Source organism: Mycobacterium sp. 48b (genome assembly GCF_048282725.1).
Classification (GTDB): domain Bacteria; phylum Actinomycetota; class Actinomycetes; order Mycobacteriales; family Mycobacteriaceae; genus Mycobacterium.
In genome coordinates this window covers 3,938,852-3,963,554 of the sequence record NZ_JBLVUL010000001.1, presented here as the reverse complement: position 1 = coordinate 3,963,554, position 24,703 = coordinate 3,938,852, and the positions used below count along the sequence as shown (strand labels likewise).

At 68.0% G+C, this 24,703-nt stretch carries 27 protein-coding genes and 1 pseudogene; 15 read left to right on the top strand and 13 right to left on the bottom strand.

Annotation, left to right across the window (positions count from 1 at the left end):
* Positions 1-2: 2 nt before the first annotated feature.
* The 4 genes from malQ to ACNQR1_RS19505 all read left to right on the top strand — a co-directional run bounded on the left by malQ (position 3) and on the right by ACNQR1_RS19505 (position 4,767).
* Positions 3-2,159, top strand: a complete 2,157-nt coding sequence (malQ, locus tag ACNQR1_RS19520) for a 4-alpha-glucanotransferase (RefSeq protein WP_418047497.1) — start codon at positions 3-5, stop codon at positions 2,157-2,159.
* Positions 2,160-2,238: 79 nt separating this feature from the next.
* Positions 2,239-2,649 carry a hypothetical protein gene (locus ACNQR1_RS19515; protein WP_418047496.1) on the top strand — a complete coding sequence of 137 codons (411 nt, stop codon included), beginning with the start codon at positions 2,239-2,241 and terminating at the stop codon, positions 2,647-2,649.
* Positions 2,650-2,746: 97 nt separating this feature from the next.
* Positions 2,747-3,646: a metal-dependent hydrolase gene (locus ACNQR1_RS19510; protein ID WP_044518848.1), complete on the top strand. Its 900-nt coding sequence runs from the start codon at positions 2,747-2,749 to the stop codon at positions 3,644-3,646.
* Positions 3,647-3,657: 11 nt separating this feature from the next.
* Positions 3,658-4,767 carry a PDR/VanB family oxidoreductase gene (locus tag ACNQR1_RS19505; protein ID WP_418047495.1) on the top strand — a complete coding sequence of 370 codons (1,110 nt, stop codon included), beginning with the start codon at positions 3,658-3,660 and terminating at the stop codon, positions 4,765-4,767.
* 18 nt (positions 4,768-4,785) lie between these two features.
* Here ACNQR1_RS19505 and ACNQR1_RS19500 read toward each other — a convergent pair whose 3' ends face one another.
* A complete protein-coding gene (locus ACNQR1_RS19500) occupies positions 4,786-5,283 on the bottom strand; it encodes an NUDIX domain-containing protein (RefSeq protein WP_418047494.1) in 498 nt (165 codons plus the stop codon).
* 299 nt (positions 5,284-5,582) lie between these two features.
* Between ACNQR1_RS19500 and ACNQR1_RS19495 the strand changes: the two genes are divergently transcribed.
* Positions 5,583-5,882: a hypothetical protein gene (locus ACNQR1_RS19495; RefSeq protein WP_418047493.1), complete on the top strand. Its 300-nt coding sequence runs from the start codon at positions 5,583-5,585 to the stop codon at positions 5,880-5,882.
* A 101-nt stretch (positions 5,883-5,983) separates the two neighbouring features.
* A complete protein-coding gene (locus ACNQR1_RS19490) occupies positions 5,984-6,754 on the top strand; it encodes an SGNH/GDSL hydrolase family protein (RefSeq protein ID WP_418047492.1) in 771 nt (256 codons plus the stop codon).
* Here ACNQR1_RS19490 and ACNQR1_RS19485 read toward each other — a convergent pair.
* The 3 genes from ACNQR1_RS19485 to ACNQR1_RS19475 form a co-directional block, all read right to left on the bottom strand.
* Positions 6,751-7,155 (bottom strand): DUF732 domain-containing protein, encoded by a 405-nt coding sequence (locus ACNQR1_RS19485; protein WP_418047491.1) that lies wholly within the window; start codon positions 7,153-7,155, stop codon positions 6,751-6,753. The genes ACNQR1_RS19490 and ACNQR1_RS19485 overlap by 4 nt on opposite strands.
* Positions 7,156-7,199: 44 nt before the next feature.
* On the bottom strand, positions 7,200-7,763 hold the full coding sequence (locus ACNQR1_RS19480; RefSeq protein WP_418047490.1) for a hypothetical protein: 564 nt from the start codon (positions 7,761-7,763) through the stop codon (positions 7,200-7,202).
* Between the two features lie 71 nt (positions 7,764-7,834).
* Entirely contained in the window at positions 7,835-8,635 is an 801-nt protein-coding gene (locus ACNQR1_RS19475) for a nuclear transport factor 2 family protein (RefSeq protein WP_418047489.1), read from the bottom strand.
* Positions 8,636-8,723: 88 nt separating this feature from the next.
* On the opposite strand from ACNQR1_RS19475, the gene ACNQR1_RS19470 reads away from it, so the two are divergent.
* The 3 genes from ACNQR1_RS19470 to ACNQR1_RS19460 all read left to right on the top strand — a co-directional run bounded on the left by ACNQR1_RS19470 (position 8,724) and on the right by ACNQR1_RS19460 (position 11,424).
* On the top strand, positions 8,724-9,110 hold the full coding sequence (locus ACNQR1_RS19470; RefSeq protein ID WP_418047488.1) for a hypothetical protein: 387 nt from the start codon (positions 8,724-8,726) through the stop codon (positions 9,108-9,110).
* 107 nt (positions 9,111-9,217) lie between these two features.
* The gene (locus tag ACNQR1_RS19465; protein ID WP_418047487.1) at positions 9,218-9,655 is read left to right on the top strand and encodes a hypothetical protein; all 438 of its coding nucleotides are present in this window, start codon (positions 9,218-9,220) and stop codon (positions 9,653-9,655) included.
* A gap of 95 nt (positions 9,656-9,750) precedes the next feature.
* A complete protein-coding gene (locus ACNQR1_RS19460; protein WP_418047486.1) occupies positions 9,751-11,424 on the top strand; it encodes an acyl-CoA synthetase in 1,674 nt (557 codons plus the stop codon).
* Between the two features lie 9 nt (positions 11,425-11,433).
* Here the strand turns inward: ACNQR1_RS19460 and ACNQR1_RS19455 are convergent, their stop codons facing one another.
* The 3 genes from ACNQR1_RS19455 to ACNQR1_RS19445 are packed head-to-tail and all read right to left on the bottom strand — an operon-like array spanning position 11,434 to position 13,929.
* Positions 11,434-11,892 (bottom strand): SRPBCC family protein, encoded by a 459-nt coding sequence (locus ACNQR1_RS19455; protein WP_418047485.1) that lies wholly within the window; start codon positions 11,890-11,892, stop codon positions 11,434-11,436.
* A gap of 19 nt (positions 11,893-11,911) precedes the next feature.
* Positions 11,912-13,096, bottom strand: coding sequence for a cytochrome P450 (locus ACNQR1_RS19450; RefSeq protein ID WP_418047484.1), 1,185 nt, complete (start codon positions 13,094-13,096; stop codon positions 11,912-11,914).
* A complete protein-coding gene (locus tag ACNQR1_RS19445; RefSeq protein WP_418047483.1) occupies positions 13,093-13,929 on the bottom strand; it encodes a mycofactocin-coupled SDR family oxidoreductase in 837 nt (278 codons plus the stop codon). Before ACNQR1_RS19445 ends, ACNQR1_RS19450 begins: the two co-directional genes overlap by 4 nt.
* Positions 13,930-14,043: 114 nt before the next feature.
* Here ACNQR1_RS19445 and ACNQR1_RS19440 point away from each other — a divergent pair, with 114 nt between their 5' ends.
* Both ACNQR1_RS19440 and ACNQR1_RS19435 read left to right on the top strand, forming a co-directional pair.
* Positions 14,044-14,649 (top strand): TetR/AcrR family transcriptional regulator, encoded by a 606-nt coding sequence (locus ACNQR1_RS19440; RefSeq protein ID WP_418047482.1) that lies wholly within the window; start codon positions 14,044-14,046, stop codon positions 14,647-14,649.
* Positions 14,646-16,164: pseudogene (locus ACNQR1_RS19435) on the top strand (AMP-binding protein). Before ACNQR1_RS19440 ends, ACNQR1_RS19435 begins: the two are co-directional and overlap by 4 nt.
* On the opposite strand, the gene ACNQR1_RS19430 reads toward ACNQR1_RS19435, so the two are convergent.
* Positions 16,072-17,100: an esterase family protein gene (locus tag ACNQR1_RS19430; RefSeq protein ID WP_418047481.1), complete on the bottom strand. Its 1,029-nt coding sequence runs from the start codon at positions 17,098-17,100 to the stop codon at positions 16,072-16,074. The pseudogene ACNQR1_RS19435 and the gene ACNQR1_RS19430 sit on opposite strands and share 93 nt — an antisense overlap.
* A gap of 255 nt (positions 17,101-17,355) precedes the next feature.
* On the opposite strand from ACNQR1_RS19430, the gene ACNQR1_RS19425 reads away from it, so the two are divergent.
* The gene (locus tag ACNQR1_RS19425; RefSeq protein ID WP_418050417.1) at positions 17,356-17,877 is read left to right on the top strand and encodes a hypothetical protein; all 522 of its coding nucleotides are present in this window, start codon (positions 17,356-17,358) and stop codon (positions 17,875-17,877) included.
* Between the two features lie 6 nt (positions 17,878-17,883).
* Positions 17,884-19,200 carry a Dyp-type peroxidase gene (locus tag ACNQR1_RS19420; protein WP_418047480.1) on the top strand — a complete coding sequence of 439 codons (1,317 nt, stop codon included), beginning with the start codon at positions 17,884-17,886 and terminating at the stop codon, positions 19,198-19,200.
* Positions 19,201-19,219: 19 nt separating this feature from the next.
* Here the strand turns inward: ACNQR1_RS19420 and ACNQR1_RS19415 are convergent, their stop codons facing one another.
* From ACNQR1_RS19415 to ACNQR1_RS19405, 3 genes are all read right to left on the bottom strand, one after another.
* Positions 19,220-20,254, bottom strand: a complete 1,035-nt coding sequence (locus tag ACNQR1_RS19415) for a hypothetical protein (protein ID WP_418047479.1) — start codon at positions 20,252-20,254, stop codon at positions 19,220-19,222.
* Positions 20,255-20,377: 123 nt separating this feature from the next.
* Positions 20,378-20,878, bottom strand: coding sequence for a nuclear transport factor 2 family protein (locus tag ACNQR1_RS19410; protein ID WP_418047478.1), 501 nt, complete (start codon positions 20,876-20,878; stop codon positions 20,378-20,380).
* A complete protein-coding gene (locus ACNQR1_RS19405) occupies positions 20,875-21,675 on the bottom strand; it encodes an SDR family NAD(P)-dependent oxidoreductase (protein ID WP_418047477.1) in 801 nt (266 codons plus the stop codon). Before ACNQR1_RS19405 ends, ACNQR1_RS19410 begins: the two co-directional genes overlap by 4 nt.
* Positions 21,676-21,735: 60 nt before the next feature.
* Between ACNQR1_RS19405 and ACNQR1_RS19400 the strand changes: the two genes are divergently transcribed.
* Both ACNQR1_RS19400 and ACNQR1_RS19395 read left to right on the top strand, forming a co-directional pair.
* The gene (locus ACNQR1_RS19400; RefSeq protein ID WP_418050416.1) at positions 21,736-22,590 is read left to right on the top strand and encodes an SDR family oxidoreductase; all 855 of its coding nucleotides are present in this window, start codon (positions 21,736-21,738) and stop codon (positions 22,588-22,590) included.
* Complete coding sequence (locus tag ACNQR1_RS19395; protein ID WP_418047476.1) at positions 22,583-23,884, top strand: spinster family MFS transporter; 1,302 nt, start codon at positions 22,583-22,585, stop codon at positions 23,882-23,884. The genes ACNQR1_RS19400 and ACNQR1_RS19395 overlap by 8 nt, the downstream gene beginning before the upstream one ends.
* 5 nt (positions 23,885-23,889) lie before the next feature.
* Here the strand turns inward: ACNQR1_RS19395 and ACNQR1_RS19390 are convergent, their stop codons facing one another.
* Both ACNQR1_RS19390 and ACNQR1_RS19385 read right to left on the bottom strand, forming a co-directional pair.
* Complete coding sequence (locus tag ACNQR1_RS19390) at positions 23,890-24,285, bottom strand: DUF4267 domain-containing protein (RefSeq protein WP_418047475.1); 396 nt, start codon at positions 24,283-24,285, stop codon at positions 23,890-23,892.
* Positions 24,286-24,347: 62 nt separating this feature from the next.
* Positions 24,348-24,509, bottom strand: coding sequence for a hypothetical protein (locus tag ACNQR1_RS19385; protein ID WP_418047474.1), 162 nt, complete (start codon positions 24,507-24,509; stop codon positions 24,348-24,350).
* Positions 24,510-24,703 lie beyond the last annotated feature (194 nt).

Below are 24,703 nucleotides of genomic sequence, written 5' to 3'. Positions count from 1 at the left end.
CCATGACCTCTTCGTCATCGGCCCTACTGGAGTTGGCCCACCGCTACGGTGTGGCCGCCGAGTTCGACGACTGGACCGGCCGGCGCACCGCGGTCCCGGAGTCCACGCTGGTGGACGTGCTCGAAGCGCTCGGCGTGCCGGCCGGCACCGAGCAGGAACGAGCCGACGCCCTGGCCGCCCACGACCGCCGGTACTGGCAACGCTGCCTGCCACCCATCGTGCTTGGCCGGGCCACCGTCACGTCGAGTTTCTGGGTGCATGTCACCCACGGGCATCCGGTCGACCTGACGCTGTTGCTCGAGGACGGAACAGAACGCAGCGGCCTGCGACAACTGGAGAACAACCGGCCCCCGTACGACCTCGGGGACCGGCTGGTCGGAGAGGCCACCTTCGAATTGCCTGCCGACCTGCCGCTGGGCTATCACCGGCTGCGGTTGCGCGTCGAAGAAGGGCACTGCACCGAGACGGCAGTGGTGATCTCCCCCGCCACGCTGGAACTGCCCACCCGGCTGGGCCGGCGCCGAGCCTGGGGCCCGGCCGTCCAGCTCTACAGCGTGCGCTCGAAGAGCTCTTGGGGCACAGGCGATCTCACTGATCTGACCGATCTGGCGGTGTGGTCGGCGGCCGAGCACGGCGCCGGGTTCATCCTGGTCAACCCGCTGCATGCGGCCGCGCCCACCGCACCGATGGAGCCCTCGCCGTATCTGCCCACCTCCCGGCGCTTCGGGAGTCCGCTCTATCTGCGGGTGGAAGCCATTCCGGAGTTCGCCTCGGTCCGGCACCGCGGCCGCATCCGCGCGCTGCGCACAGCGCTCAACAGGCGAGCCGACCGCAGCCCGACCATCGACCGCGATGCGGCCTGGCAGGCCAAACGCGCCGCGCTGGAACAGGTGTACCGGGTCGAACGATCGGCGGGCCGCGAGCTCGCGTATGCCGCCTATCGGACCCGGCAGGGGCGCAGCCTCGACGATTTCGCGATCTGGTGCGCGCTGGCCGAACAGTACGGGGGCGACTGGCACGGCTGGCCCCACGCGCTGCAGCATCCGGCGAACCCGGAGGTGGCCGCATTCGCAGCGGCCAATACGCACGCCGTCGACTTCCACCGCTGGTTGCAGTGGCTGCTCGACGAGCAGCTCACCGCCACGCAGGCCACCGCGGTGCAGGCCGGGATGGAGCTCGGCGTCATGAGCGACCTCGCGGTCGGCGTCGATCCCGATGGTGCCGACGCCTGGGCCCTGCAGGATGTGCTGGCACTGGGGGTCACGGCGGGCGCACCGCCGGATGAGTTCAATCAGCTCGGCCAAGACTGGTCGCAGCCGCCGTGGCGACCGGACCGCCTCGTCGAGCAGGCCTATGAACCGTTCCGGGCAGTGGTCAACATGGCGCTGCGGCATTCCGGCGGGGTGCGCATCGACCACATCATCGGCATGTTCCGGCTGTGGTGGATCCCGAAGGGGGCCGCTCCGACCGAAGGCACGTATGTGCGCTACGACCACGACGCGATGATCGGCATCATCGCGCTGGAGGCGCACCGGGCCGGCGCCCTCGTGGTCGGCGAGGATCTGGGCACGGTCGAACCGTGGGTACGGGACTACCTGCGCGAGCGGGGCCTGTTCGGCACCTCGATCCTGTGGTTCGAGTCCCACCAATCCGATGGCCCCCCGGGAAAGCCATTGCCCGCCGAACGCTGGCGCGAGTACTGCCTGTCCTCGGTGACCACGCACGACCTGCCCCCGACACCGGGGTATCTGGCCGGCGAGCACGTGCGATTGCGGGAACGGCTGGGGCTGCTCACGCGGCCGGCCGATCAGGAGCTGGCCGCGGACCGCGCCGCGCAGGAAGCGTGGCTCGACGAGCTTCGCCGGGTCGGGCTGCTCGGCCTTGATCCGGATACCGATCAGGTCGTGTCGGCGCTCTACCGCTATCTGGGCCGCACTCCCTCCAAATTGCTGGCGCTGTCACTGGCCGACGCGGTCGGCGAGGTGCGTACCCAGAATCAGCCAGGAACCACCGACGAATACCCGAACTGGCGGATCCCGCTGGCGGGTCCCGACGGACGGCGGATTCTGCTCGAGGAGGTGTTCGAGGATCCGCGCGCGGCGGCATTGTGCGACGTGATGGCCTCGATCACCGCCCGCCCGGGCCTGGCCGGGATGTAACGCGCGGGGCGTCTGCTCCGGTTTCACATTCGTCACAGCTGCGATATGTTCGCAACCGCACCCGACTGACGGAGTTCACGTGAAGAAGCTTGTTGCGCTCGGCGGCGGTCTGCTCGCCGCCGGTTCGATCGCCCTGCTGGCCGCAGGCACCGCCACCTCACAGCCCAGCGCGGCCTCGGTCAACGTCGTCGGTGAGCCCTACATGAAGGCGTTGGCGATCCTGAAGAGCCAGGGCATCAAGGCCACCTTCGGTGGTTCCTTCGGCAGTGCCCTGCCGCAGTCCGAGTGCCTGGTCGATTCCCAGAAGGTCAACTCCAGCGGCAAGATGATCCTGATGCTCGACTGCAGCGAGGCAGCCGCCGACCAGGGCGCCGAGGCAGCCGTCCCGGGCGGTCCGAGGGTCGGCAGCAACGGTGTGACAACGGTGACGCCGACACCGGTGGTCCCGATCGCCGGAGCACCCGGCGCGGGCACCCCGCCACCGGCCTGACGCGATCCCCGATTCACCCAAACAGGTAACCCGGTACCGCTGTTCCCACCTAAATCCGTACACTGCTGAGAGTCCACTCATCCCAGGGAGGCTCTCGATGTTGCGTCCGTTGCGGTTCGACAATGAGATCGACCCGGGCCCGGTACAGATCCAGGCCCGGAAAGTGCACTTCGATCTCGACGGCATCCCGTTGCACTGGATCCCCGGCCACCCCGTGGCCGCGACGATGGTCAACCTGTTCAACGTGGTGCTGCCGATGGCCGAACACTGGTTCGTCGCGACGTTCAACGAAGCACTGCCCTATGTGCGCGATCCCAAGCTCGCCGATGACATGCGTGGCTTCATCGGCCAGGAGGCCACCCACGCCGAGACCCATGATCAGGTGCTCGACGAGTTCCTCACCGCCCACGGTGTCGACTACCAGCCGCTGATGGCCATGGTCGAGCACGTCTTCACCAAGATGCTGGGCCCGACCGAGTCCACCGACCCGCGCCGCCGGCTGTCCAACCTGTGCGACCGGCTGTGGCTCATCGCCGCCATCGAGCACTACACGGCCGTCCTGGGCGACTTCGTGCTGAACTGCACGTGGGAGGACTTCGACGCCGACCCGACGATGACCGATCTGTTCCGCTGGCACGGCAGCGAGGAGGTCGAGCACCGCAGTGTCGCCCACGATGTCGCGGTCTACTTCCAGGACAGCTACTTCAGCCGGGTACGGGCCATGTCGATCGCGGCGACCGCCGTCTACATGTTCTTCCAGCGCGGCTGCTGGGCCATGGTCAAGAGCGATCCGACCCTCGACATCGGCTGGTGGCGGATGAACCGGTTGCGAATGCGCGACTCCAAGCTGGGGCTGCTGCCCAAGTTCTCCCGGATGTTCGGTTCCAACACCCTGGCCTACTGCCGGCCCGGTTTCTCCCCCGAGGAGATGGGCTCGACAGCCCAGGCGGTGGCGTACCTGGCCAGCTCCCCCGCGGCGCGGGCAGCCCACCTGTGAGGGCCGCGGCGATGTCGCCTCTGCTGTCCCGCTACCGGCAGTTGCCCCCGAGCGCGTCGGGGCGGTTCCGGCACGATCCCATGCTCGGTTTGGCCGAGGTGTCCATCGCCACGATGTGGGGGGTGAGCCGCTTGCTCCGGCGGCCCTCGCCCCCACCGGAACTCGACCGCACGATCACGCTGACCGTGACGGACCGACAGGTGGTGGCCCACGATCAGGACGTCATCGCGCTGACCCTGGCCGCGGCCGACGGCGGGAAGCTGCCGCAGTGGTATCCGGGTGCCCACATCGACCTGCACCTGGCCAGCGGCCGGGTGCGGCAGTACTCACTGTGCGGGGACCCCACGGTGAACGACAGTTACCGAATCGCGGTGCGGCGCATCCCCGATGGCGGCGGCGGGTCGGTCGAGGTGCACGACAGCCTGCAGGTCGGCAGCCGGGTGAGCACCCACGGCCCGCGCAACGCGTTCGCCCTCACAGTGCCCGGCTACGGGTCGCCCACGCAGCGGTTCCGCTTCGTCGCAGGCGGAATCGGCATCACCCCGATCCTGCCGATGCTCGGTCTGGCCGCCCGGTTGGGTGTCGACTGGTCGATGGTCTATGCCGGGCGTAGTCGCGACAGCCTGCCGTTCCTGGACGAGCTCGCCCGGTTCGGTGACCGCGTCGAGATCCGCACCGACGATGTCCACGGTCTGCCCGGTGCCGGCGATCTTCTCGGCGATTGCCCCGACGGCACCACGGTGTACGCGTGCGGCCCGGCCCCGATGCTGACCGGGATCCGGGCCGCGCTCATCGGCCGCGACGATGTGGAGCTGCATTTCGAAAGGTTCGCGGCGCCACCGGTTGTCGACGGTGCCGAATTCTCGGTGACCATCGCTTCCACCGGCGCCTCGGTGACCGTCGGACCCGACGAGACCCTGCTCGCCGCGTTGGGCCGAGCCGGGGTGAACGCCCCGTACTCATGCCAGCAGGGTTTCTGCGGAACCTGCCGGATCCGGGTGACCGACGGGACTGCGCAACACCGCGATACGTTGTTGACCGACCCGGAGCGCGATGCGGGCTATCTGCTGACGTGCGTGTCGCGGGCCGAGGCCGGAGACCGGCTGACCCTCGACCTCTGAGCCGGCGCCCTGGCGGCGCTACCCGTCCTGCGACAGGCCTTCGCTGTAGCCGGCCAGTTCAGGTGCGGCCATCAACTGGTCCAACAGGGGGCGCTGCCCACTGAGCAACTTGGTGCGCGCTACCGCAACCGAAACCCAAGCGACACGGTCGATTTCGGGGAACTCGACGAACCGGCCCGACCCTTTGGGCAGCTCCACGGTGAACGTGTTGCTGACGGCTGCCGTGGCGTCGAAGTCCCCGCGCACCGCGAATGCCGTCACCACCTTGCCACCCGCCTGGCGCACCGGGACGAGATCGATGCGCGGGCCGGCCGGCGGTGGGGCACCGAGTTCCTCGGTGAACTCCCGCTGGGCCGCCGCCCACGGGTCTTCCCCATCGGCGTACTCCCCCTTGGGCACCGACCACGCCCCGGCGTCCTTGCGCGCCCAGAACGGCCCGCCCGGGTGGGCGATCAGAACCTCCACGTCCATCCCGGCGAAGCGGTACAGCAGGACACCGGCGCTCAGCTTTGCCACGGCTTGCACGCTACGCGAGGACCGGGCCCCGACAGCACCGGTGATGCGGGCCACTTTGCTGAATGTCGGTAGCTCCGGTCACTTTCAGCGCCGGCACCCGAACCCCCGCCTGCCCGGCGGCGCCGGTTCCCGAATGTGACGCAGCCCTCTCCCAAGAGTTTCGTACAGCCGGAATTTAATTTGTGAACTGCCGGTTAACTCTTGTGTAACACCTAAACGAACTAGCTACGGCGCCAACCGGCCTCCCCTGACCGGCGCGCCGCATGCGGCATAACAGAACAAGAAAGAAGGCACGAAAGATGATGAGGGCAGGATTTGCCACAGCATTGGTAGGCGCAGCAGCCGCAGCGGTGATCGGCCTGGCCGCCCCCGCCCAAGCCGCACCCACCGGACCGGGCAACGCCCAACAGACGATCAGCGAACTGCAGGCCCAGGGCTACAAGGTCGTCGTCAACCACGTCGGCTCCACCCCGCTCGACAAGGCGTCGGTGGTGGCGGTACGACCGGGGCAGACCTACACCCGGACAGATTCCGGTAACCCGGGCGACAACTTGCAGACCAACGTCGTCAACAAGACGGTTTACGTCGACGTGAAGTAAGCCCAAACTTCGTGAAACATCAACGAGGGGCGCCCTTTTCGGGCGCCCCTTGTTCGTGTCTGGGTGCGGAGACCGATCCGGTGCGCGCTAGAGTCCCCAGAGTGCGACGTTTCACCCGGTATGTCGCCCTCGGCGACAGCCAGACCGAAGGACTGTGGGATGGCGACGACTCTGTCGGCCTGATGGGCTTCGCCGATCGCCTCGCGGTGCGCCTCGACGGGCTGTACCCGGGGTTGGGCTATGCCAATCTCGCCATTCGCGGCCACCGCATCGGCGATGTGCTCCACACTCAACTGCCCACCGCGCTGTCGATGCGGCCCGACCTTGTCACCGTCTGCATCGGGATGAACGACGTGACCCGGCCCGGGCGCTCGTTCACCCGCGCGCTCGGTGAACTCGACACTGTCTACCGCACCCTTTCGGAGTCCGGTGCCACCGTCGTCACCACCACGTTCCCGGACATCACCCAAATCCTGCCGGTGGGCCGGTTGCTCGGAAAACGTGTGGTGCAGATCAACGATGCGATCAACGATGCCGCCGATCGGTACGGGTTCCACCTCGTCGATCTGTACTCGGCCCCGTCCATGCGCGAGCCGGAGACCTGGAGTCCCGATCGGGTACACGGTTCGGCGAAGGGACACTGCCTGTTCGCGGCGGCAGCCGCCGAGGCTCTCGGATTGCCTGGCAGCAACCATGATTGGGCGCTGGCCACCGGTCGCGATCAGACCCAGTCGTTCCGGTCCAGGGCGTACTCACAGGTGTTGTGGACGCAGAACATGCTCATGCCGTGGCTGTGGCGTCACCTTCGCGGTCAATCGGGCGGCACCGGCCGCTCACCGCGGCGGCCCGATCTGATGTACCTGAGCGCCTAACCGAAGCCGAGGATCGACCAGGCGAGATCGGCCGGGCCGCCGGTCAGATTGCCCTCGCCGGCCTTGGCGACCATGGCCGGACAGAATGTCGAGATCGCGATACCGGTGAACATCGTGGCCGGCCCCAGTGACATCCCACCGGTATCGGCCACCTTGGCTGCCACGTCGGCGGCATTCTGCCCCGGTTCGGCGAGCATCGGGCACACCGACTGCCCGAGTGCCACGGCCTGGGCGGGATCCGCGGCCCCTACGCCGGCCTGGCTGAGCGCATCGACGAAGGTCTGATCGACCGGCTCGGCGGATGCCGGTACGGCGACGACGACGGCAGCCGCGACGCCCGTCAGCACTGATGCCCCGACACCCGCGAGCACTCGACCGGACCGGATCACGTTGCGCTGCATGGCTCGAATGGTACGGGCTGTCGTACCGACGATCCGTACCGGTGTCAGACCCCGCCCCAGGCGGAATCGAGTTCCTTGGCGACGTCGATCACCTTGGCCTGCTCGGATTCCGGGCTGTCGATCTCGCCGGCCACGTGCGCGGCGATGAATCGTTTGATCTCCGCGTCGACCCCCGCCAGGATGCGCAACACCTCGGCGCGCAGCGACTTCGACGTGACATGGATCGAGATGTCGGACGGACGTGGCTTCTTGACGTCGAGGATCAGCAGCAGCGGCTCGGCGGCCAACGCCGAGGCGCGCAACGCGATCTCGCCGAACACCATGAATTTGGGCCGGTCGATGCGAAGGTCGATCACCATGTCGATCTCCAGCGGGATCCGGATGGAGAACGTGATGGTTTCGCCCACGATGCGGCTGACGCGGGGCTTCTGGATCTTGACCCGCGCGGTGACCTTGGCGATCTTTCCCGGCCCCTGGCCGATCGGGCCCATCTCGAACTCATCGCCGGCGATCGCCCCGATGGCGTCGCCGACCCGGTCCTCGGATACGGCCACCTCGAAGAACCGGCGACCGAATTCCTCGTAGGTGATGTAAGCGTGATCAGCCATGATCCTTCTACGGTCTCACGCCGGTGTGTGGGGATGGTGTAGCCGGGCCCGTATCCGTGTTCATGCCGCGTTCACGTCGCGTCGGCGAAGTACCGCAAACGGGCGACCGCACGTGGCCCGCTGCCCCGATCGGCGATCAGTACGGACCGGCGACCGTCGCGGTCCAGCCCGGCCACCAGACTCGACCCGGACGCGATCAGTTTGCGCCAGGTAGCGCCCGAGGTGCGTTCGACCAACCCGGACGTACTCAGCGGTGCGTGGTCACCGGAGCCGATGACGGTGTCGGGGCTCAGCCGCCGCTGTACCGCGACCGCGTCGCCGGCGCACAGGTCGTCGAGCAGGCCGGCGATCACTCGCTTGCCCGCGCGGCCGGCGCCGCCCATTCCCTTCGCGAACCCGAGCGTGCCCGAGGGCCCCTGGTTACGCAGCAACGCCGCACTCAGTCGCAGTCCGACCGGCACCGCGCCCACGCCGGCCCTGGCGAATTGCCCGATCATCGAGGGCAGCTCCCAGTACGCCTGCAGTTGCTCGATACGCGGTCCGTCCGCGGCGGGGGCGACGGCGTAGCGCAGATACGCGGGGATCCGCATGGTGACCGACGGACTCATGACGACTTCGAGCTCGAGATCACGGATCACCGTCGACCCGGCGACGATGTCGACGTCTCGGTGGAAGGTGATGTCCCGCGGGGCGATGAAGGTGTCGTAGAACCGCTCGATCTGGTCGGGTCCGCGGTGTGGCCGTGAGCCCACGGGGTCCTCGACCTGTCCGCCCGCAGCGAACAGTTCCACCCATCCCCGGCGATCGTGCGCACCCGCTGCCTGCGGTGACAATTCGACGGTGGCTAACAGATCGTCCCGTGTGAAGGCCATATGGTTCGTTTACCATCCCGCTCGCCGCCGCGTGCGCGCACACTGGTGTTTGGCACATCAGATGCCCACAACCACCGAGGAGAGCGCCATGAGTGGCAGTGGACCGTTCGGGTTCGACCCCGAGGACTTCGACCGCGTTGCCCGTGAGGCCGGAGAAGGGCTTCGCGATGCCCTCGACGGGTTGGGCAAGTTCTTCGCAAATCCCGGCCAGGCCACCGGCTTGGGCGGCCTGCTGGACGAGGTCGCGCGTTTCTCGCGTCCCAGGACCGAGCCCGAGACCACCGGCGAGAAGGGTGACGGGGTGTGGGCGATCTATACGGTCGACGACGCCGGCGGTGCCCATATCGAGCAGGTCTATCCCAATGAGCTCGAAGCCCTGCGAGCCAACTCTGGCAACACCGACCCCGTCCGCCGGGTGCGGTTCCTGCCCTACGGCATCGCGGTCAGCGTGCTCGACACCGATACCGGCGAGTAACAACGACCCCAAATGCCGACTGCCCGCCCTGGCGACCGGCTAGGCTTCTGACCCAAAGTCAACGAACTGCCCGGCGCGACTACGGCCGGCATTGCTGAGGGTGGGACATGATTCGCGAACTCTTCGCCACGACGGCTGTCGCTGCGGCGGCACTCGCAACTGCGATCTCAATGGCGCCGAGCGCTCTCGCCGACGACAACAGCAATATGTACCCGGACAATCCGGGCCGCTACCCCACCGATGTCCCCGGGATGAGCTACGAGGCGTCCAACGGTGCACCGTGCTTCAGCTGGGAACGCAACGTCTTCGGCCGCGGCCCGGGCGGCACCGCGATGCAGTGCAAGTGGATTCCCAACCAGTGGCCGCCGGTGTACACGGGCTTCTGGACCTACGCCTATCCCTTGAACGGCGTGCAGGAGATCGGCTCGCCATGTCCTGGGCCGCAGGAGGCCGCCCAGTCGCCTGACGGTCGGCCCATGCTGTGCCTCGGCCCGCAAGGGTGGCAGCCGGGCATATTGACCGGAGACGGTTTCTTCCCGGTCTGATCCGGTTCTGAGGCGCGGGTCACATCCCCTCGGCCATACAGTGAAGTGATCCATGTATGGTCGTGAGGCCCGAATCCGCGCACACCAGGAGTGCCATGAGCGCTGACGTGAAGTTCGACCTGTCCACAGTGTTCTCGACGGTGGCCAAAGCCGTACCCGATCAGACCTTCCTGGTGTGGCGGGATCGCCGATTCAGCTACGCAGAGTTCGACGCGCGGGTCGACGGCTTCGCCCACTACCTGGTGTCGGCCGGTCTCGGAACGCACACCGAGCGTGATGGGCTGGCCGGGCATGAATCCGGTCAGGACCACCTCGGCATCTATCTGCGCAACGGCAACCAGTACCTCGAGTCGATGATCGGCAGCTACCGCGCCAGGGTGGCACCCTTCAATGTCAGCTACCGCTACGTCGAGGAGGAACTCCTCTACCTGCTGAAGGATTCGAACGCCCGGGCGGTGATCTACAACGCCGAATTCGCGCCCCGGGTGGCCGCCATCCGCGACCAGCTGCCCAATCTGCAGGTGCTCGTCCAGGTCGCCGACGAATCGGGCAACGAACTGCTGCCGGGAGCCGTCGATTACGAGACGATCCTGAAAACCCCTGCGCCGCAAGCGGGGATGCCGACCCCGTCGGGCGATGACCTGTACGTCCTCTACACCGGCGGCACCACCGGGATGCCCAAGGGTGTGCTGTGGCGCCAGCACGACATCTTCCTGTCCTCGATGGGTGGCCGGCCGTTCGGCAGCGACACCTTCATCGGGTCGTACGAGGAACTCGCCGAGCGGGCCGCCACCGCGGGCGGCGGACTGTCGCTGCTGATGATCCCTCCGTTCATGCACGGGGCCGCGCAGTGGGCCGCCTACAACGCCATCACCATGGGCGGCAAGCTCGTCATCCCCGACGATGTGGTGAAGATGCGTCCGGACAACGTGTTACAGCTGGCCGCCCGCGAACGCGTGCTGAGCATCCCGGTGGTCGGCGATGCGATCGCCCGGCCGCTGATCGACGAGATCGAGAAGGGCGACTACGACCTGTCCGGCCTGTTCACGATCACCAACGGAGGCGCGCCGCTGTCCCCGACCGTGCGTGAGCGCATCCTGGCCGCGCTGCCCCACCTGATGTTGCTCGATGCCGTGGGTTCATCGGAGTCGGGCACCCAGATGAGCACCGCATCCACCGCAGGCACCGATTCCGAGGCCGCCACCTTCAACGCCCAGTCCGACACCGCTGTGGTGGCCGAGGACATGTCCCGGGTGCTCGGTCCCGGCGAGAGCGGCGGCTGGCTGGCGCGGCGCGACCTGATCCCGCTGGGCTACCTGGGCGACGAGGCCAAGACCGCGCGGACTTTCCCCACCATCGGCGGCGTCCGCTGGGCGGTTCCGGGCGACCGGGCAAACGTCTTGGAAGACGGGCGCATTCAGCTGCTCGGCCGGGACTCGGTCACCATCAACTCCGGCGGCGAGAAGATCTTCGTCGAGGAGGTCGAGCGCGCCGTCGCCGCGCACCCTGCCGTCTACGACGTGGTCGTGGTCGGCCGCCCGTCGGAGCGTTGGGGTAACGAGGTCGTCGCGGTCGTGCAGTTCGCCGAGGGCACCTCGGCCACCGACGAGGAACTCGCGACGGTGTGTGAGCGGGCGATCGCGCGCTACAAGATTCCGAAGGCGTTCGTCCGCTCCCCGCAGATCGTGCGCTCCCCCGCGGGCAAGGCCGATTACCGCTGGGCGAAGTCGGTGGCCACCGAGCACGCCGAGGCGGTCAGCGCTTCCTAGCCCGAAAGCTCAGGCCCCGAACAGTTTTCCGATCGCGGCGAGCATCGTGGTGTGTGCGGCGACCGCCTGCCCCACGGTGATCGCCAGCAACGGCCGCGGCGCCGAGATGGTCAGGTCCTCGGTGATCCGGGTTCCGGCGTCGGTGGCCGCGAAGTCCACCCGGCTGTCCAGACTCACCTGCGGGAACTGCCGGGCCTGCGCGGTCACCGTGCCCACAGTGGGAACGACGAGCCGGGCGCGATAGGTGATCGGAAGTGCGAACGGCCCCATCGGGATTCGATCGCGCACCTGATAGTCCTGCCGGTATCCGTCGGCCAACTCCACCCGGGACGTGCTGCGGACCCACTGCACGAGCGGGTGCACCTGCGAGATGTTGTCCAGGTCGACGTAGAACGCCCGCACCCGCTCGGGCGGCGCGGGCACCTCGCCGCTTACGCTGCGCCGGGCCTGTCCGATCCAGATGCTCACGGTGCTCAGTTCACCACAGTCAGTTCACCACGATGCGCAATTGCTCCCAACCGCGAACCGTCGAAGTGGGCGCGAGTTTCGCACTGTCGTAGTCGATCTCCCATTCCGGGAACCGGTTGAGCAGTTCATCGAGTGCGACGCGGCCCTCCAGCCGGGCCAGGTTGGCGCCCAGGCAGTAGTGCAGGCCCTTGCCGAAGGTCAGGTGACTGATGTTGTCGCGACGGATGTCGAAGGTGTCGGGGTCGCGGTAGCGACGTGGGTCGCGATTGGCCGCCCCGAACAGCAGCAGCATGGCACTACCGGCCGGCACCGTGGTGCCGTCGTACTCGAAATCTCTTGCCACCCAACGTGCCACGTGCGGGCCGGTGGGTTCGAAGCGCAGTGTCTCGTCAACCGCCCGGGTCAGCAGCGACCGATCCTGCTCCACTTCACGACGCTGGTCGGGATGTTCGGCAAGAACCTTCGCCAGCCAGCCGATGAGCCGTCCGGTGGTCTCGTTGCCCGCGCCGGCCACCACCTGGGTGTAGTGGAGCACCTCTTTGCGCTCAAGTTTGCGGGTCACCCCGAACTCGTCGGTGAACTCGACGTTGAGCAGCGCCGTCATCAGGTCGTCGGACGGATTGTGTGATCGCCACTCGACGTAGTCGGCATAGATCCGGCCGTCGGCGATGCGGTCGGCCTGTACGACCTTCATCGGCGCACCGGGTTTGGTCCGCAGGTTGGCGTCGTTGGCGTCCCGTACCCCGATCTGCTCGGATTCCGGTATGCCGAGCAGCATCCCGATCACCCGCATCGGCATCATCGACGCCAGTTCGGCGATGATGTCGAATCCGCCGGAGCCGACCAGGGGGTCCAGGCAGCGCACACAGAACTGCCGGATCTGATCCTCGATCTCGGCCATCCGGCGGGGGGTGAACACCCGCGACATCAGTCCGCGCAGCAGGGTGTGCATGGGCGGGTCTTCGAACATCATCACGCCCGGCGGCATGTCGAAGTCGGACTTGACCAGTTCGAGGATGTCACTTCGGCTGTTGGAGAAGGTTTCCCAGTCCGACAGCGCCTTCTCGACATCGGCGTGCCGGGACAGCGCCCAGAAGTCGTAGCGCTCGTTGTGGTAGATCGGCGCTTCGTCGCGTAGGCGGGCGTACACCGGATAGGGGTCGGCGACGATGCCGGTGTCGTACGGGTCGTAGTAGACGGTCATTTCAGGCAACTACCGGCGTCGACGGGCAGGGTGACCCCGGTGATGTACCGGGCCTCGTCCGACGCCAGGAACAAGACGGCATTGCTGATGTCCTCGGGCGTGACCCACGGGATCGGCAGCATGTGGAACGTCTGGCAGATCGGCGCCAGGTCGTCCGGTCCGGGGTTCTCCAGGTCGGGACGGAACATGCGGTAGGTCGTCTCGTTCATCAGCATCGGGCTGTTGACGTGGGTCGGGTGCACGGAATTCACCCGGATCGAATGCTGGCCCAGCTCGACCGCGAAGCTGCGCATCAGTCCGACCACGCCGTGCTTGGCCGCCACATAGTGCCCCGTGAACGGGTAGGCCTTGGACCCGGCCACCGAACTGGTCAGGATGATCGAACCGCCGCGCCCGCCCGCGAGCATGTGGGGCACACCGGCTTTCACCGTTTTCCAGACGCCACTGAGGTTGACGTCGATCATCTCCTGCCAGAGGTCTTCGTCCATCCGGTCCAGCTTCACCCCGGTGGTGCCGATGCCCGCGTTGGCCGCGATGATGTCGAGTGCGCCCAGCTGTTCGACTCCGCTGTCGACCGCCGTCTTGAGTGCGCCGAAATCGCGGACGTCGACCTCGGCGGTGACGATGCGCCGCCCGAGGTTCTTGACCAGATCGGCGGTCTCGGCGAGGTCTTCAACCGTCGCCCCCGTTGCCGGCGACCGGTCGAAGGTCGCGCAGATGTCCACCGCGATGATGTCGGCACCCTCAGCCGCCAGCCGCACGGCATGGCTGCGGCCCTGCCCCCGCGCCGCCCCGGTGATCAGCGCGACCTTGCCGTCGACCCGTCCTGTCATTGCCCACCTTCGTTGCCAGGGCAGGTGCCGCCACACTGCCGACATTGGGCGATCGCCCAATAACTACAATCAGGCCATGTCTAGCAGCCGCTGCCGCGCGTGGTCAAGGGTGCGATGAGCCCGCCGAGAACTGCCGGGCAGGCCGCCTCCGGACGCGAATCGAGCACCCGCCGGGCGCTGATCCGGGCCACCGCCCAGGTCATGCTCGACGAGGGGTACGCCGCGGCGACGTCACGGCGGGTGGCCGCGCAGGCCGGCGTCAAACCCGCACTCGTGCACTATTACTTCCCCAGCATGGACGACCTGTTCGTGGCGGTGCTGCAGGCCGGTGCCGAAACGAACCTGAGCACCCAGCAGGAGGCCTTCGCCGAGGACTCCCCGCTGCACGCACTGTGGGAACTCAACAGCGCGCAAGGCGCGGCGCTGTGGATGGAGTTCATGGCGCTGGCCAACCACCGCAAGGCCATCCGCAGCGAGATCGCCGGCTACGCCGACCGGTTCCGTGACCTCGAGGAGTCCGCGATGGCCTCGGCACTGCGGGCCCACGGCGTCGACACCGAGGAGTTCCCACCCGTCGTGATGTCGATGATCGTGGCGAGCCTGGCCCGCATCCTGGTGCTCGAGCAGGGCCTGGGAATCAGCCGCGGCCACACGCAGGCGCAGGAATTCGTGCGGCGGTACCTGGACCGGTTCGAACTTCCGCCGGGCGGCCCGGCATGACCCTTCTGCACGAGTTGATCTCGGTGGCCGCCGCCGGTGCGCCCCGGCGCCGGGCCGTGGTGACCGACGACGGCACCGTCACGACCTTCGCCGAGTTCGACCACCAGATCCGTGGAGTCGCGGGTTGGGTGGCCGCCCGCACCGATCCGGGTGATCGGGTGGCCGTGGTCGCCGACAACAGCGCCGCCTACGCCAAGCTGTACTACGCCGTGCCGCGCAGCGGACGCGTGCTGACGCTGATCAACCAGCGCCTCGGCCCGGCCGAGCAGGCAGCGCAGCTGGCCACCGCCGCACCCTCCCTGCTGCTCGGCGACGAGCGCTATCTGTCGGCCCTGGCCGGCGCCGGAACGCCCACCGAGCAGGTGATCGCGTTCGAAGACGAGCAGTGGCGGACCGCGTCGGCGGCCGATCTCCCGTGCCCCGATGTCACGGACCCCGACGATCCGGCGTGGCTGCTGTTCACCAGCGGGTCCACGGGCGTCCCGAAAGCTGTTGTGCACAGTCACCGTTCGATCCTCACGGCGGTCCGGGGCTCGGTCGAGGGCCGCTCCGTGAAGCCCGGCGGCGTGTACCTGCTGCCGTTCCCGATGTGTCACATCGCCGGATACAACATGCTGGTCCAGCATGCGGTCGCCGCCACGGTCGTCCTGTGCGCACAGTTCCGCCCGGAGGGTTTCGCACAGCTCGTCCGGGCTCACGGGGTGACCTCGTGCTCACTGGCGCCGACGATGCTGCACGCGCTGCTCGGTCATCTGAACCACACCGGCACCGAGCTGCCCAGTCTCGGGGCGATCGCCTACGGATCGGCCGCGATGCCGCTGGATCTGCTGCGCCGCGCGATCGAGGTGCTCGGGGTGGATTTCCACCAGGGTTACGGCATGACCGAAACCGGCGGGAACATCACGTTTCTCGGCCCCGACGACCACCGGGCCGGCGCGGCGGGCCGGCCCGAGTTGCTCACCAGTGCCGGCTATCCGCACCGGGACGTCGAGATCGGAATCGCCGCGCCGTCCGGGGATCTGCTGCCATCCGGTCAGGTGGGTGAGATCGTGGTGCGTGGCGCGCAGGTGACGCCCGGCTACTGGCCCGACGGTGTCAGCACCGAGGACGGTTGGCTCCGCACCGGCGACATGGGCCGCACCGACCCCGACGGCCGGCTGTTCGTGGTCGACCGGCTCAAGGACATCATCGTCACCGGCGGCGAGAACGTCCTCCCGGGAAGTGGAGGACGTGTTGTCCGGCCACCCCGCGGTGGACCAGGTGGCCGTGGTGGCGGTGCCCGACGAGTACTGGGGCGAGGCGGTATGCGCGGTGGTGGTACCGGTGCCGGGTCACCGGCCGACCGCCGAGGAACTCGTCGACCACGTCCGGACCGAGATCGCGGGTTTCAAGCGACCTCGGGTGGTGCTGTTCACCGAGGCGCTACCGCTGACCGGCAACGGGAAGGTCGCCAAGGACCGGGTTCGCGCTTTCGCTCGCGCTGCCGTCGACCGGGACGGTGCCCAGGACGCGTAGCAGGTCGGGCTTCATCCGGCGCAGTTCCTCACCCCAGTAGCCCCAGCTGTGGATGCCGTCCGGAAAGTTGAACACCGCATTGGTGCCACCGGCCGCGCGGTAGGCGTCGGCGAAGGCCCGGTTGGAGTCGATCGCGAACCCCTCCAAGAAGCCCAGGCCCCCGATCGGCGCATCCGGGCTCGCCAACGACGGGTCCCGCGCCGTGCCGTTGCCGCAGTAGATCCAGACCCGGGTGCCGTTGGCGACCAGCCGCCCCACGTTGACCGTCGGGTCATTGCGGGCCCAGGCCGGATCTGAAGGCGGGCCCCACATCGCGTCCGGATTGAATCCGCCGTTCCAGTTCATGGCGATCCGGACCAGACCCGGCCACTGGGCGGCCGACAAGTTGAGGAAACCCGACAGCGCTCCGGCGTAGACGAAACGCTGCGGGTGGTAGGCGGCCAGCACCAGGGACGACGATCCGCCCATCGACAGGCCCACCACGGCATTGCCGGTCTGGGCGACGTGCCGATTGGTGGCCAGCCAGGCCGGCAACTCGCTCGTCAGGAAGGTCTCCCAGTTGTATGTCCAGGTGCCGCCGTTGCCGACCGCGGGCGCGTACCAGTCGCTGTAGAAACTCGACTTGCCACCGACCGGCATGACTACCGAGAGTCCGCTTCCGGCATACCAATCGAAGGCTGCGGTGTTGATGTCCCAGCCGTTGCGATCGTCGCCGGCCTCCATGCTGTCGAGCAGGTAGAGCGCATGCGAACCTGGCCCACCAGCAAGAAACTCGACGCGGACATCACGCGCCATCGCGGCTGACGGCACGGTGAGCATCTCGATCGGCGTATCGGAGTAGGCGTGCGCCACCGGCACAACTCCGCCGACGAAGATCGGCGCCAACGCAGCGGCCACCACGGCGAGAAGCCGGCTCGTGCCCGCCACCATCGTCATCACTGCCCCATCTCTGGCGCACTGTCACTCGGGACGGCCGTGGCCTACCCCTCGAACGGCCCCGACACAGCGGACAATACGCCCGGTACGCGCGTTTTCCAGGTTTTCGGAGAAATGCCCCGGCAAATTTGATGACTCGTCAATATAATTGTCGCTGGACAGCCCTCGGCAGTGCTAGCGTTCCGCGGTACCTGAGAGTACATAGGGGGTCCCAAATTGACTGGCACCGAACCTGTCTGGAGCAAGCCGGCCGCGATGGCCATCCCGCCGGAAGGCTATTTCGAACTCGAGCAGGGCCGATATGGGCCCACCTACCCGAGAACCCCTGCCTGCCACGGGTTCTCCATCATCGCGAAGGTGAAAGAAGGCCGTGAGGAAGCGGTTCGCGCGTACGGCAAGCAGATCGAGGAAGCGATCGCCGCCAGCCCGGACGTATTGGCGCCGCTGCGGCTGCACTATTTGCGTTGGGTACTTTTCGATGTCGGATCGGGCCTGCATTTCCAGTACCAGGGAATCTTCGACACCGACTTCGACAAATACACCGAGGACGCGGTGCAATTGTTCAGCAGCACCGGTATCACCACCGTCTTCACCAATCTGGAGGGGTTCCCCGAGGATTGGAAGGAGAACCCCCAGGCCTTCATCCAGTTCGTCCGGGCCCACCAGGTGCCGAGCTTCCTGGAATACGGCGAATACCCGTATGTGACCGCCGACGAGATCAAGAAAGCACTACGACTCAAAGCCGCCTTCTCCACCATGCTCGATCAGATGCAGTAGCCGGCCGTGCTCGAGTTCGACGAGATCCAGCACATCCTGCTGACCCGCACCCCCGCCATCACCGGGCGCTACGAGTTCCTGACCTTCGACACCCCGGAAGGCGGCCGCGCCTGGCTCACCGAACTGCTCGACAAGGTGTCCTCGGCCGCCGACGCGGTGGCCACCATGGACGAGTCCGACCGGTGGGTCACGTTGGCGTTCACCTGGACCGGACTGCGGGCACTCGGCGTCGACGAGGAGTCGCTGGCCAGCTTTCCGGATGCCTTCCGGCAGGGCATGGCCGGGCGCGCGTCGATCCTGGGTGACACCGGCGCGGCCGCCCCCGAGCATTGGCTGGGCGGCCTTGCCGGTGAGGATCTGCATGCGATCGCGATCCTGTTCTCCCGCACCGACGAGCAGTGCCGTCGCTCCATCGAAGAGCACGACAAGCTGCTGGCCCGCACCCCCGGGGTGCGCAGCCTGTCCTATCTGGACCTGAACGCGACACCGCCGTTCAATTACGCGCACGACCACTTCGGATTCCGCGACCGGTTGTCCCAGCCGGTGATGAAGGGCTCCGGGGAGGAGCCGACACCGGGGTCGGGCGACCCGCTGGAGCCTGGTGAATTCATCCTCGGCTATCCCGATGAGGACGGAACCGTCCCCAATCTGCCCCAACCGGACGTGCTTTCACGCAACGGCAGCTACATGGCCTACCGACGGCTCGAGGAGCACGTCGTATTGTTCCGGGACTACCTTCGCGAGCGCTCGGATTCCGCGGAGGCCGAGGAACTGCTGGCCGCGAAGTTCATGGGCCGGTGGCGCAGCGGCGCTCCCCTGGTGTTGGCACCCGAGCACGACGATCCCGAGCTGGGTGCAGATCCCATGCGCAACAACGATTTCAACTACAAGGAGATGGATCCCTTCGGCTACGCGTGTCCGCTGGGGTCGCATGCGCGCCGGCTCAACCCACGCGATACCGCGCATTACATGAACCGTCGCCGGATGATCCGGCGCGGCGCCACCTACGGCCCGGCACTGCCCGACGGTGCACCCGACGACGGCGTGGATCGCGGTATCGCGGCGTTCATCATCTGTGCCGACCTGGTGCGCCAATTCGAGTTCGCGCAGAACGTCTGGATCAACGACAAGACGTTCCACGAGCTGGGCAACGAGCACGACCCCATTTGCGGCACACAGGACGGAACCCTGGACTTCACCGTGCCCAAGCGACCGATCCGTAAGGTGCACAAGGGAATTCCGGCGTTTACCACACTTCGGGGTGGCGCCTATTTCTTCCTGCCTGGCATGTCGGGACTGCGTTATCTGGCCGCGGGAGGCTGAGGAGCTGCCCCATTGCCGGCTACGGCATCGCGCCGAGGAACCACAGGCCCGCCGGCGCGGGTTCAGGTGCAGGCGCAGGCACAGCGGGCACCGGTGCCGATGCGGACGGTGGCACCGACGCGGGGCCCGGCGCCGGATCTGCCGCAAGGTGCGGTTCGACCGCCGGCGGCCCGACGATCGGGCCGGTGACCGGCGCCGGGATGTGCTGCACCGGTGCGCCACCGGCCGGGATGGCGACTGCGGTCGGCACCGTCGCGCGCACAACCGGGACTGCTTGGGGTGCCGCAGTTTCCACCGCGGCGACGGACTGGACGGTCACCGCGGGCTGAACCGTCTCCACCGACTCCGCTGGTTGTTCGGCCGGTTCGGCGAGCGGAGCCCGGGCGGCCCGCTCGGCCACGAGCTCTTCCTCGGGTCGGGCCACCGATCGGGTTGCCTCGCGCGGCGCGGCGACGGTGACAAGCTGGGGCTCTGCGGCCGCGGTGATGTCCCCGTCGTCGGCGACCGGGACCTGCACCGGTTCGACGTACTGCGAGCCCACGGTCAGCAGGCCCGCGGCGATCGCCGCGGCGGCGGCTGCCGCTGCCCGGGCCGCTGTGTACCGGCGGGGAGCCGGAGCCCGAACCGCGACCGGTCGGGGCGCCCGGGCCACCGCGTTGGTCGCGACGGCGAGCGCGGCGGACCGGGCAGCATGCAGCCACTCCTCCGCGCCGAGGTCGTCGGGGCCGGTCGTGCCGGATGGTTCGGGAACGACGCGCACATCGTCGAACCCGTCGGCGGCAAGCCGGTCGAGCAGTCGGGTCAGGCAGTCGTCGCCGGCATCGTCGGCGACGGGGCCGACCGCGCATACTCCGATCGCGGCCACGTCCTGACCGCTGGAGGCGGCGATGGCCCGGGCGCTGCGTGCTGCGGCGGCAGCCCGAGCGGTCAGCTGGTCGGCGATCTCGACGTCGAAAGCGTCGTCATCGAGCGGCGTGGCGTCTGTGGTGCCGCCTTCGACGAGGGCCCAGGCGATGCCGTGTGGAGTCACCGACAGCCCCAGCACTGTCCTCACCCTGTGACCTCGATTCCCCGCGTGCGGCTGACGCCCGACCGCGACGAGCGTAAAGCGCCCCGCCCGCATCGGCATCTCGTGGGAGAGATCGGTAACCGCATGGGCACCGAGAATTCATCTGGGTCAGGGCGCGGGCTCTCCGGCCACACCGGCGATCATCAGGCGGTGCGCTGCCGGGTCGCCGTTGAGCAGCCGGCTGGACCGCCGGGTGATCTGCCAGTGCCCTTCTGCACGGGTCAGCTCGAAATGGTTGGCCGTTGCCCGCCACACGACGTACTCGTCGGCCCCGTCGGGGGTCTCGCGGCGGAGGAGCACCAGCGACTCGCACACGGCCACCGCGGTGTCGCCGTCGACGGTGACCACGGCGGGTCCGAGAAAGTGGCTGCAGCCCGTGGCGACCAGTGCGCGGTGGGATGTCGAGCTGACCATCGCGTGGACGTCGGCCCGGCTGGCCATCGCCCAGCCCTCGACCTCATAGCGACCATCTGTCGCCCACAGCGCAGCGGTCCCGTCGGCGTCTGCGGCATCCACGTGGGGTCCATAGGACGCGATCAGCCGGGCGATGTCGCGTTCGTCCTCGAGCAGGCGCAGCCGCGCCTCCAGCGCAGCCAGCTCGGATGTCATTGCGGCGTCCGCTGATTGATCAGGTTGCGGATCGCGGCGTCGGACTTGAGCACCACCTGTGCCCGGTCCGGTGCGCTGTTCATCTCGGCGCGTTTCGCGTTGCCGCCCGCCACGTGAACCGGTCCTGCGCCGAGGTGGTCCAGACCTTCGGCGGCGACCTCGCCCGGATCGTTGATCCGCATTCCCGGTGCCTCGAAGTTCAGGCCGGCGCGCTCCATTGCCGGGGTCCGGGTCACCCCGAGTACCAGCTCCAGCACGTCGACGTTGTATTCGCGCAACTCCAGCCACAGGCTCTCGGCGAACAGCCGCCCGTACGCCTTCACCCCGCCGTAGACCGTGTGCCGCATCGACCCGGCGTACCCGGCCAGTGAACCCACCAGCAGGATGCCGCCCCGTCCACGCTCGGCCATCGGCCTGCCGAAGTGCTGGACCAGCTCCATCATCCTGGTGACGTTGAGGTCGACGACCTTCTGGAAATCGGCCAGCGGGGCGTCCAGGAAGCGCTCGCTACAGGTGTTGGCGCCGGCGTTGTAGATCAGCAGCCCGACCTCCAGGCCGGCGGTCGCATCGGCGATCTGCCCGGTCGAGGCACTGTCCACCAGGTCCACCGCCACCGTGCGCACCTGCACGCCCAGATCCCGGCAGCGCTGCGCGGTGGCTTCCAGCGGACCGGCCTTGCGCGCCATGAGGACCAGGTTGAACCCGTCCTCGGCGAGCATCCGGGCGAACTCCGCACCGACTCCTTCCGAGCCTCCGGCGATCACTGCCCACGGGCCGTATTTTGCAAGGTCGGTCATGCCCCGGATGCTATCTTTGGCCGCCGGACCGGCCCACGATCGGGCCGCAAGGAGGCGATCATCGGCACATATGCGGTTACCGGTTCCGCATCCGGTATGGGGTTGCAAGCCGCCGAACGGCTGCGGGATCTCGGGCACACCGTCATCGGCGTTGACCTCAAGTCCGGTGAGGTGGTGGCCGATCTGTCCACCCCGCAGGGGCGCCGCGCAGCGGCCGATGGGGTGCTGGCCGCCTGCGGCGGGGTGCTCGACGGAGCCGTGCTGGCCGCCGGGCTGGGTCCCGGGGCCGGCGCCGACCGCAACCGGTTGATCGCCGAGGTCAACTTCCTCGGCGTGGTGGACCTCCTGGACGCCCTGCGCCCGGCACTCGCCGCCACCGAGCGCGCCAAAGTGGTTGTTATTTCTAGTAATTCGACGACGACGGTCCCGATCGTCCCGCGCCGGACAATTCGGGCGCTGTTGGCCCGTGACACTGGCAAGGCGGTGCGCTCGCTGCGGCTGCTGGGCCGCAACGGGTCGGCCATCATGTACGCCGCTTCCAAGATCGCAGTGAGCCGCTGGCTGCGGATCAATGCGGTCACCGCCGCGTGGGCCGGTGCCGGGATCCGGCTGAACGCCCTGGCCCCGGGGGCGATCCTGACCCCGCTACTTGAGGCCCAGCTCGCCGACCCGCGCGAGGGCCGCGCCGTACGGTCCTTCCCGGTCCCGATCGGCGGCTACGGCGACGCCGGCCATCTGGCCGACTGGATCTGCTTCATGTTGTCGGACTCGGCTGATTTCCTCTGCGGCAGTGTGGTGTTCGTCGACGGGGGCTCCGACGCCTTCTTCCGCCCCCAGGATTGGCCGCGAGCCGTGCCGGTACGGCGGCTGCCGCAGTACCTGTGGCGGTTCATCCGCGGCGTACGACATGGGTGAGACCGGCCGGACACCACTGACCACCGTTGCGCCCACATCTGCCGGTGCGCACGGCCCCCGGCGGGCGTGGGCAGCGGTCGCGCTGCTGACCCTGGTCGGCACCCTCAACTACGTCGACCGATTCCTGCCGTCCGTGCTGGCCGAGCCCATCAAGCACGATCTCGCTCTGTCGGACACCGCGATCGGGGTGATCAACGGATTCGGCTTCCTCATCGTGTACGCGGTGCTCGGGATCGCGGTGGCGCGAATCGCGGACCGCGGAACGTACGGCGCCGTTGTCGCCGCCTGCCTGACGTTGTGGGGCACCATGACCATGCTCGGCGGCGCCGTGCAGTCCGGATTTCAGCTCGCCCTCACCAGGGTGGGTGTTGCAGTGGGCGAGGCCGGAAGCACGCCGGCCGCCCACGCGTACGTAGCCCGCAACTTCGCCCCGCAACGCCGCGCGGCACCGCTGGCGGTACTCACTTTCGCCATCCCGCTGGCCAGTGGCGCCAGCCTGATCGGCGGCGGGCTGTTGGCCGACAACCTCGGCTGGCGAACGGCTTTCGTGGTGATGGGCGCGATCAGCGTGGTGTTCGCCCCGCTGGTACTGCTGCTGGTCGGGGTACGCCAGTCACTGCCCGTGACGACGCCCGAGGCGCCGGGCGCGCAGGTCAAGTGGTGGTACCTGCTGCGCAAACGCAGTTTCCTGTCCCTCGTCGGCGGGACCGCCTTCATCGCGGCCGCGGGTTACTCCCTGACCACGTTCACCCCGGCCTTTCTGATGCGGACCCGGTCGATGACGCTCAGTGAGGTCGGTTGGGAGTACGGTCTGGCCACCGGAATCGCCGGCGTCTTGGGACTGCTGATCGTGGGCCGGCTGGCGGATCGGCTGGCCACGCGCGATCCACGCTGGCTGCTGTGGATCGTGGTGGTGACCACGGCCCTGCTTCTGCCGTCCTCGGTGCTGGCTTTCACCGTCGAGAGCCGGGTGGCTTGTGTGTGGTTCCTGGCGCTGAGCTACATCATCGGCACGTCGTACATGGCCCCCTCGATCGCGGCCATTCAACGACTGGTTCTGCCCGAGCAGCGGGCGACCGCATCGGCGATCTTCCTGTTCTTCAATGCCACCCTGGGTGCGGTCGGCCCGTTCGTCACCGGCCTGATCAGCGACACGCTGACCCCGGATCTGGGCGCTCACGCCCTGGGCCGCGCCTTGTTGATCCTGGTGCCGACGCTGCAGCTGATTGCCATGGGCTGTTACCTGATTGGCACGAGGTGGTACCGCGGCGACATCGTCGAGGCGGATTCGTAGTCGGCCTAACCGGCAGCCGCATCCGCGGCGCGCGGCCTGCGGCGGGCGGCGCCCCACAGTCCCACCGCGATGCCGACCACGGCTCCCCCGAGCCCGATGACCTGCTGCGACCGCGGCAGCTGATCGTGTACTGCCATCCCGCCGAGCAGGTCGGCGGCGTCGGCCCCGCCCGAGGCCAGGAACCAGCCTCGGGTGTCCTTGCCCCGCAGTCCCGCCGCCAGCAGCAGGCCGCCGATCAGCGCATCGCGATAGCCCATCGACCGCCACATCAGCTGAGCGGTTGCGTCGGGTATCTCCCGTCCGCCCCACAACCGGTCGGCCCGCTTCGGGTCGACAAGAAACGAGACGCCCGACGCGAATCGGATTGCACCGGCGGCCAGCGCGGCCCGGTCGATCGACATGGCGTGCAGCCTAGGGGTCGAGATGAAGAGAAAGACCCGTTATCTGCGAATCCGGCCCGTTGTCAGGCGTTCTTGTTCTTCTTGGGGTCGATGACGGTCGGCGGCCCGTCGGGATGGAGCGCGCCACCCTCGTTGAGCCAGTCGGCAATCTCCGCGGCATCTTCGCGCGTGACGGGCCGACGCCTACTGAACAGCGATTTCACCTTCTTGGTCAGCTTCGGCATACCCCGATGGTAGGTGGGAATCGAAGCGACGGCCGCGGCTTGGCGAAGCTTGGGATACCGCTTGTCAAACTGGCTGGAATACAGAGCTTTTCGGTATTGCCCCCGGATCCGGCGGCCACCGAGCCGGCGGTCGCGGCGACGATTTTTCCGCAACCGGTCCCTCGAATCGTCTCCGCCGCGATAATCGAGGAAGC

What these genes read in the sequence shown, in the direction of transcription:
- malQ (WP_418047497.1), top strand. Translation starts at nt 3, where the DNA reads ATGACCTCTTCGTCATCGGCCCTACTGGAGTTGGCCCACCGCTACGGT.
- ACNQR1_RS19510 (WP_044518848.1), top strand. Translation starts at nt 2,747, where the DNA reads ATGTTGCGTCCGTTGCGGTTCGACAATGAGATCGACCCGGGCCCGGTA.
- ACNQR1_RS19505 (WP_418047495.1), top strand. Translation starts at nt 3,658, where the DNA reads ATGTCGCCTCTGCTGTCCCGCTACCGGCAGTTGCCCCCGAGCGCGTCG.
- ACNQR1_RS19495 (WP_418047493.1), top strand. Translation starts at nt 5,583, where the DNA reads ATGATGAGGGCAGGATTTGCCACAGCATTGGTAGGCGCAGCAGCCGCA.
- ACNQR1_RS19485 (WP_418047491.1), bottom strand. Translation starts at nt 7,155, where the DNA reads ATGCAGCGCAACGTGATCCGGTCCGGTCGAGTGCTCGCGGGTGTCGGG.
- ACNQR1_RS19480 (WP_418047490.1), bottom strand. Translation starts at nt 7,763, where the DNA reads ATGGCTGATCACGCTTACATCACCTACGAGGAATTCGGTCGCCGGTTC.
- ACNQR1_RS19475 (WP_418047489.1), bottom strand. Translation starts at nt 8,635, where the DNA reads ATGGCCTTCACACGGGACGATCTGTTAGCCACCGTCGAATTGTCACCG.
- ACNQR1_RS19470 (WP_418047488.1), top strand. Translation starts at nt 8,724, where the DNA reads ATGAGTGGCAGTGGACCGTTCGGGTTCGACCCCGAGGACTTCGACCGC.
- ACNQR1_RS19465 (WP_418047487.1), top strand. Translation starts at nt 9,218, where the DNA reads ATGATTCGCGAACTCTTCGCCACGACGGCTGTCGCTGCGGCGGCACTC.
- ACNQR1_RS19460 (WP_418047486.1), top strand. Translation starts at nt 9,751, where the DNA reads ATGAGCGCTGACGTGAAGTTCGACCTGTCCACAGTGTTCTCGACGGTG.
- ACNQR1_RS19450 (WP_418047484.1), bottom strand. Translation starts at nt 13,096, where the DNA reads ATGACCGTCTACTACGACCCGTACGACACCGGCATCGTCGCCGACCCC.
- ACNQR1_RS19445 (WP_418047483.1), bottom strand. Translation starts at nt 13,929, where the DNA reads ATGACAGGACGGGTCGACGGCAAGGTCGCGCTGATCACCGGGGCGGCG.
- ACNQR1_RS19440 (WP_418047482.1), top strand. Translation starts at nt 14,044, where the DNA reads ATGAGCCCGCCGAGAACTGCCGGGCAGGCCGCCTCCGGACGCGAATCG.
- ACNQR1_RS19430 (WP_418047481.1), bottom strand. Translation starts at nt 17,100, where the DNA reads ATGACGATGGTGGCGGGCACGAGCCGGCTTCTCGCCGTGGTGGCCGCT.
- ACNQR1_RS19425 (WP_418050417.1), top strand. Translation starts at nt 17,356, where the DNA reads ATGGCCATCCCGCCGGAAGGCTATTTCGAACTCGAGCAGGGCCGATAT.
- ACNQR1_RS19410 (WP_418047478.1), bottom strand. Translation starts at nt 20,878, where the DNA reads ATGACATCCGAGCTGGCTGCGCTGGAGGCGCGGCTGCGCCTGCTCGAG.
- ACNQR1_RS19405 (WP_418047477.1), bottom strand. Translation starts at nt 21,675, where the DNA reads ATGACCGACCTTGCAAAATACGGCCCGTGGGCAGTGATCGCCGGAGGC.
- ACNQR1_RS19395 (WP_418047476.1), top strand. Translation starts at nt 22,583, where the DNA reads ATGGGTGAGACCGGCCGGACACCACTGACCACCGTTGCGCCCACATCT.
- ACNQR1_RS19390 (WP_418047475.1), bottom strand. Translation starts at nt 24,285, where the DNA reads ATGTCGATCGACCGGGCCGCGCTGGCCGCCGGTGCAATCCGATTCGCG.
- ACNQR1_RS19385 (WP_418047474.1), bottom strand. Translation starts at nt 24,509, where the DNA reads ATGCCGAAGCTGACCAAGAAGGTGAAATCGCTGTTCAGTAGGCGTCGG.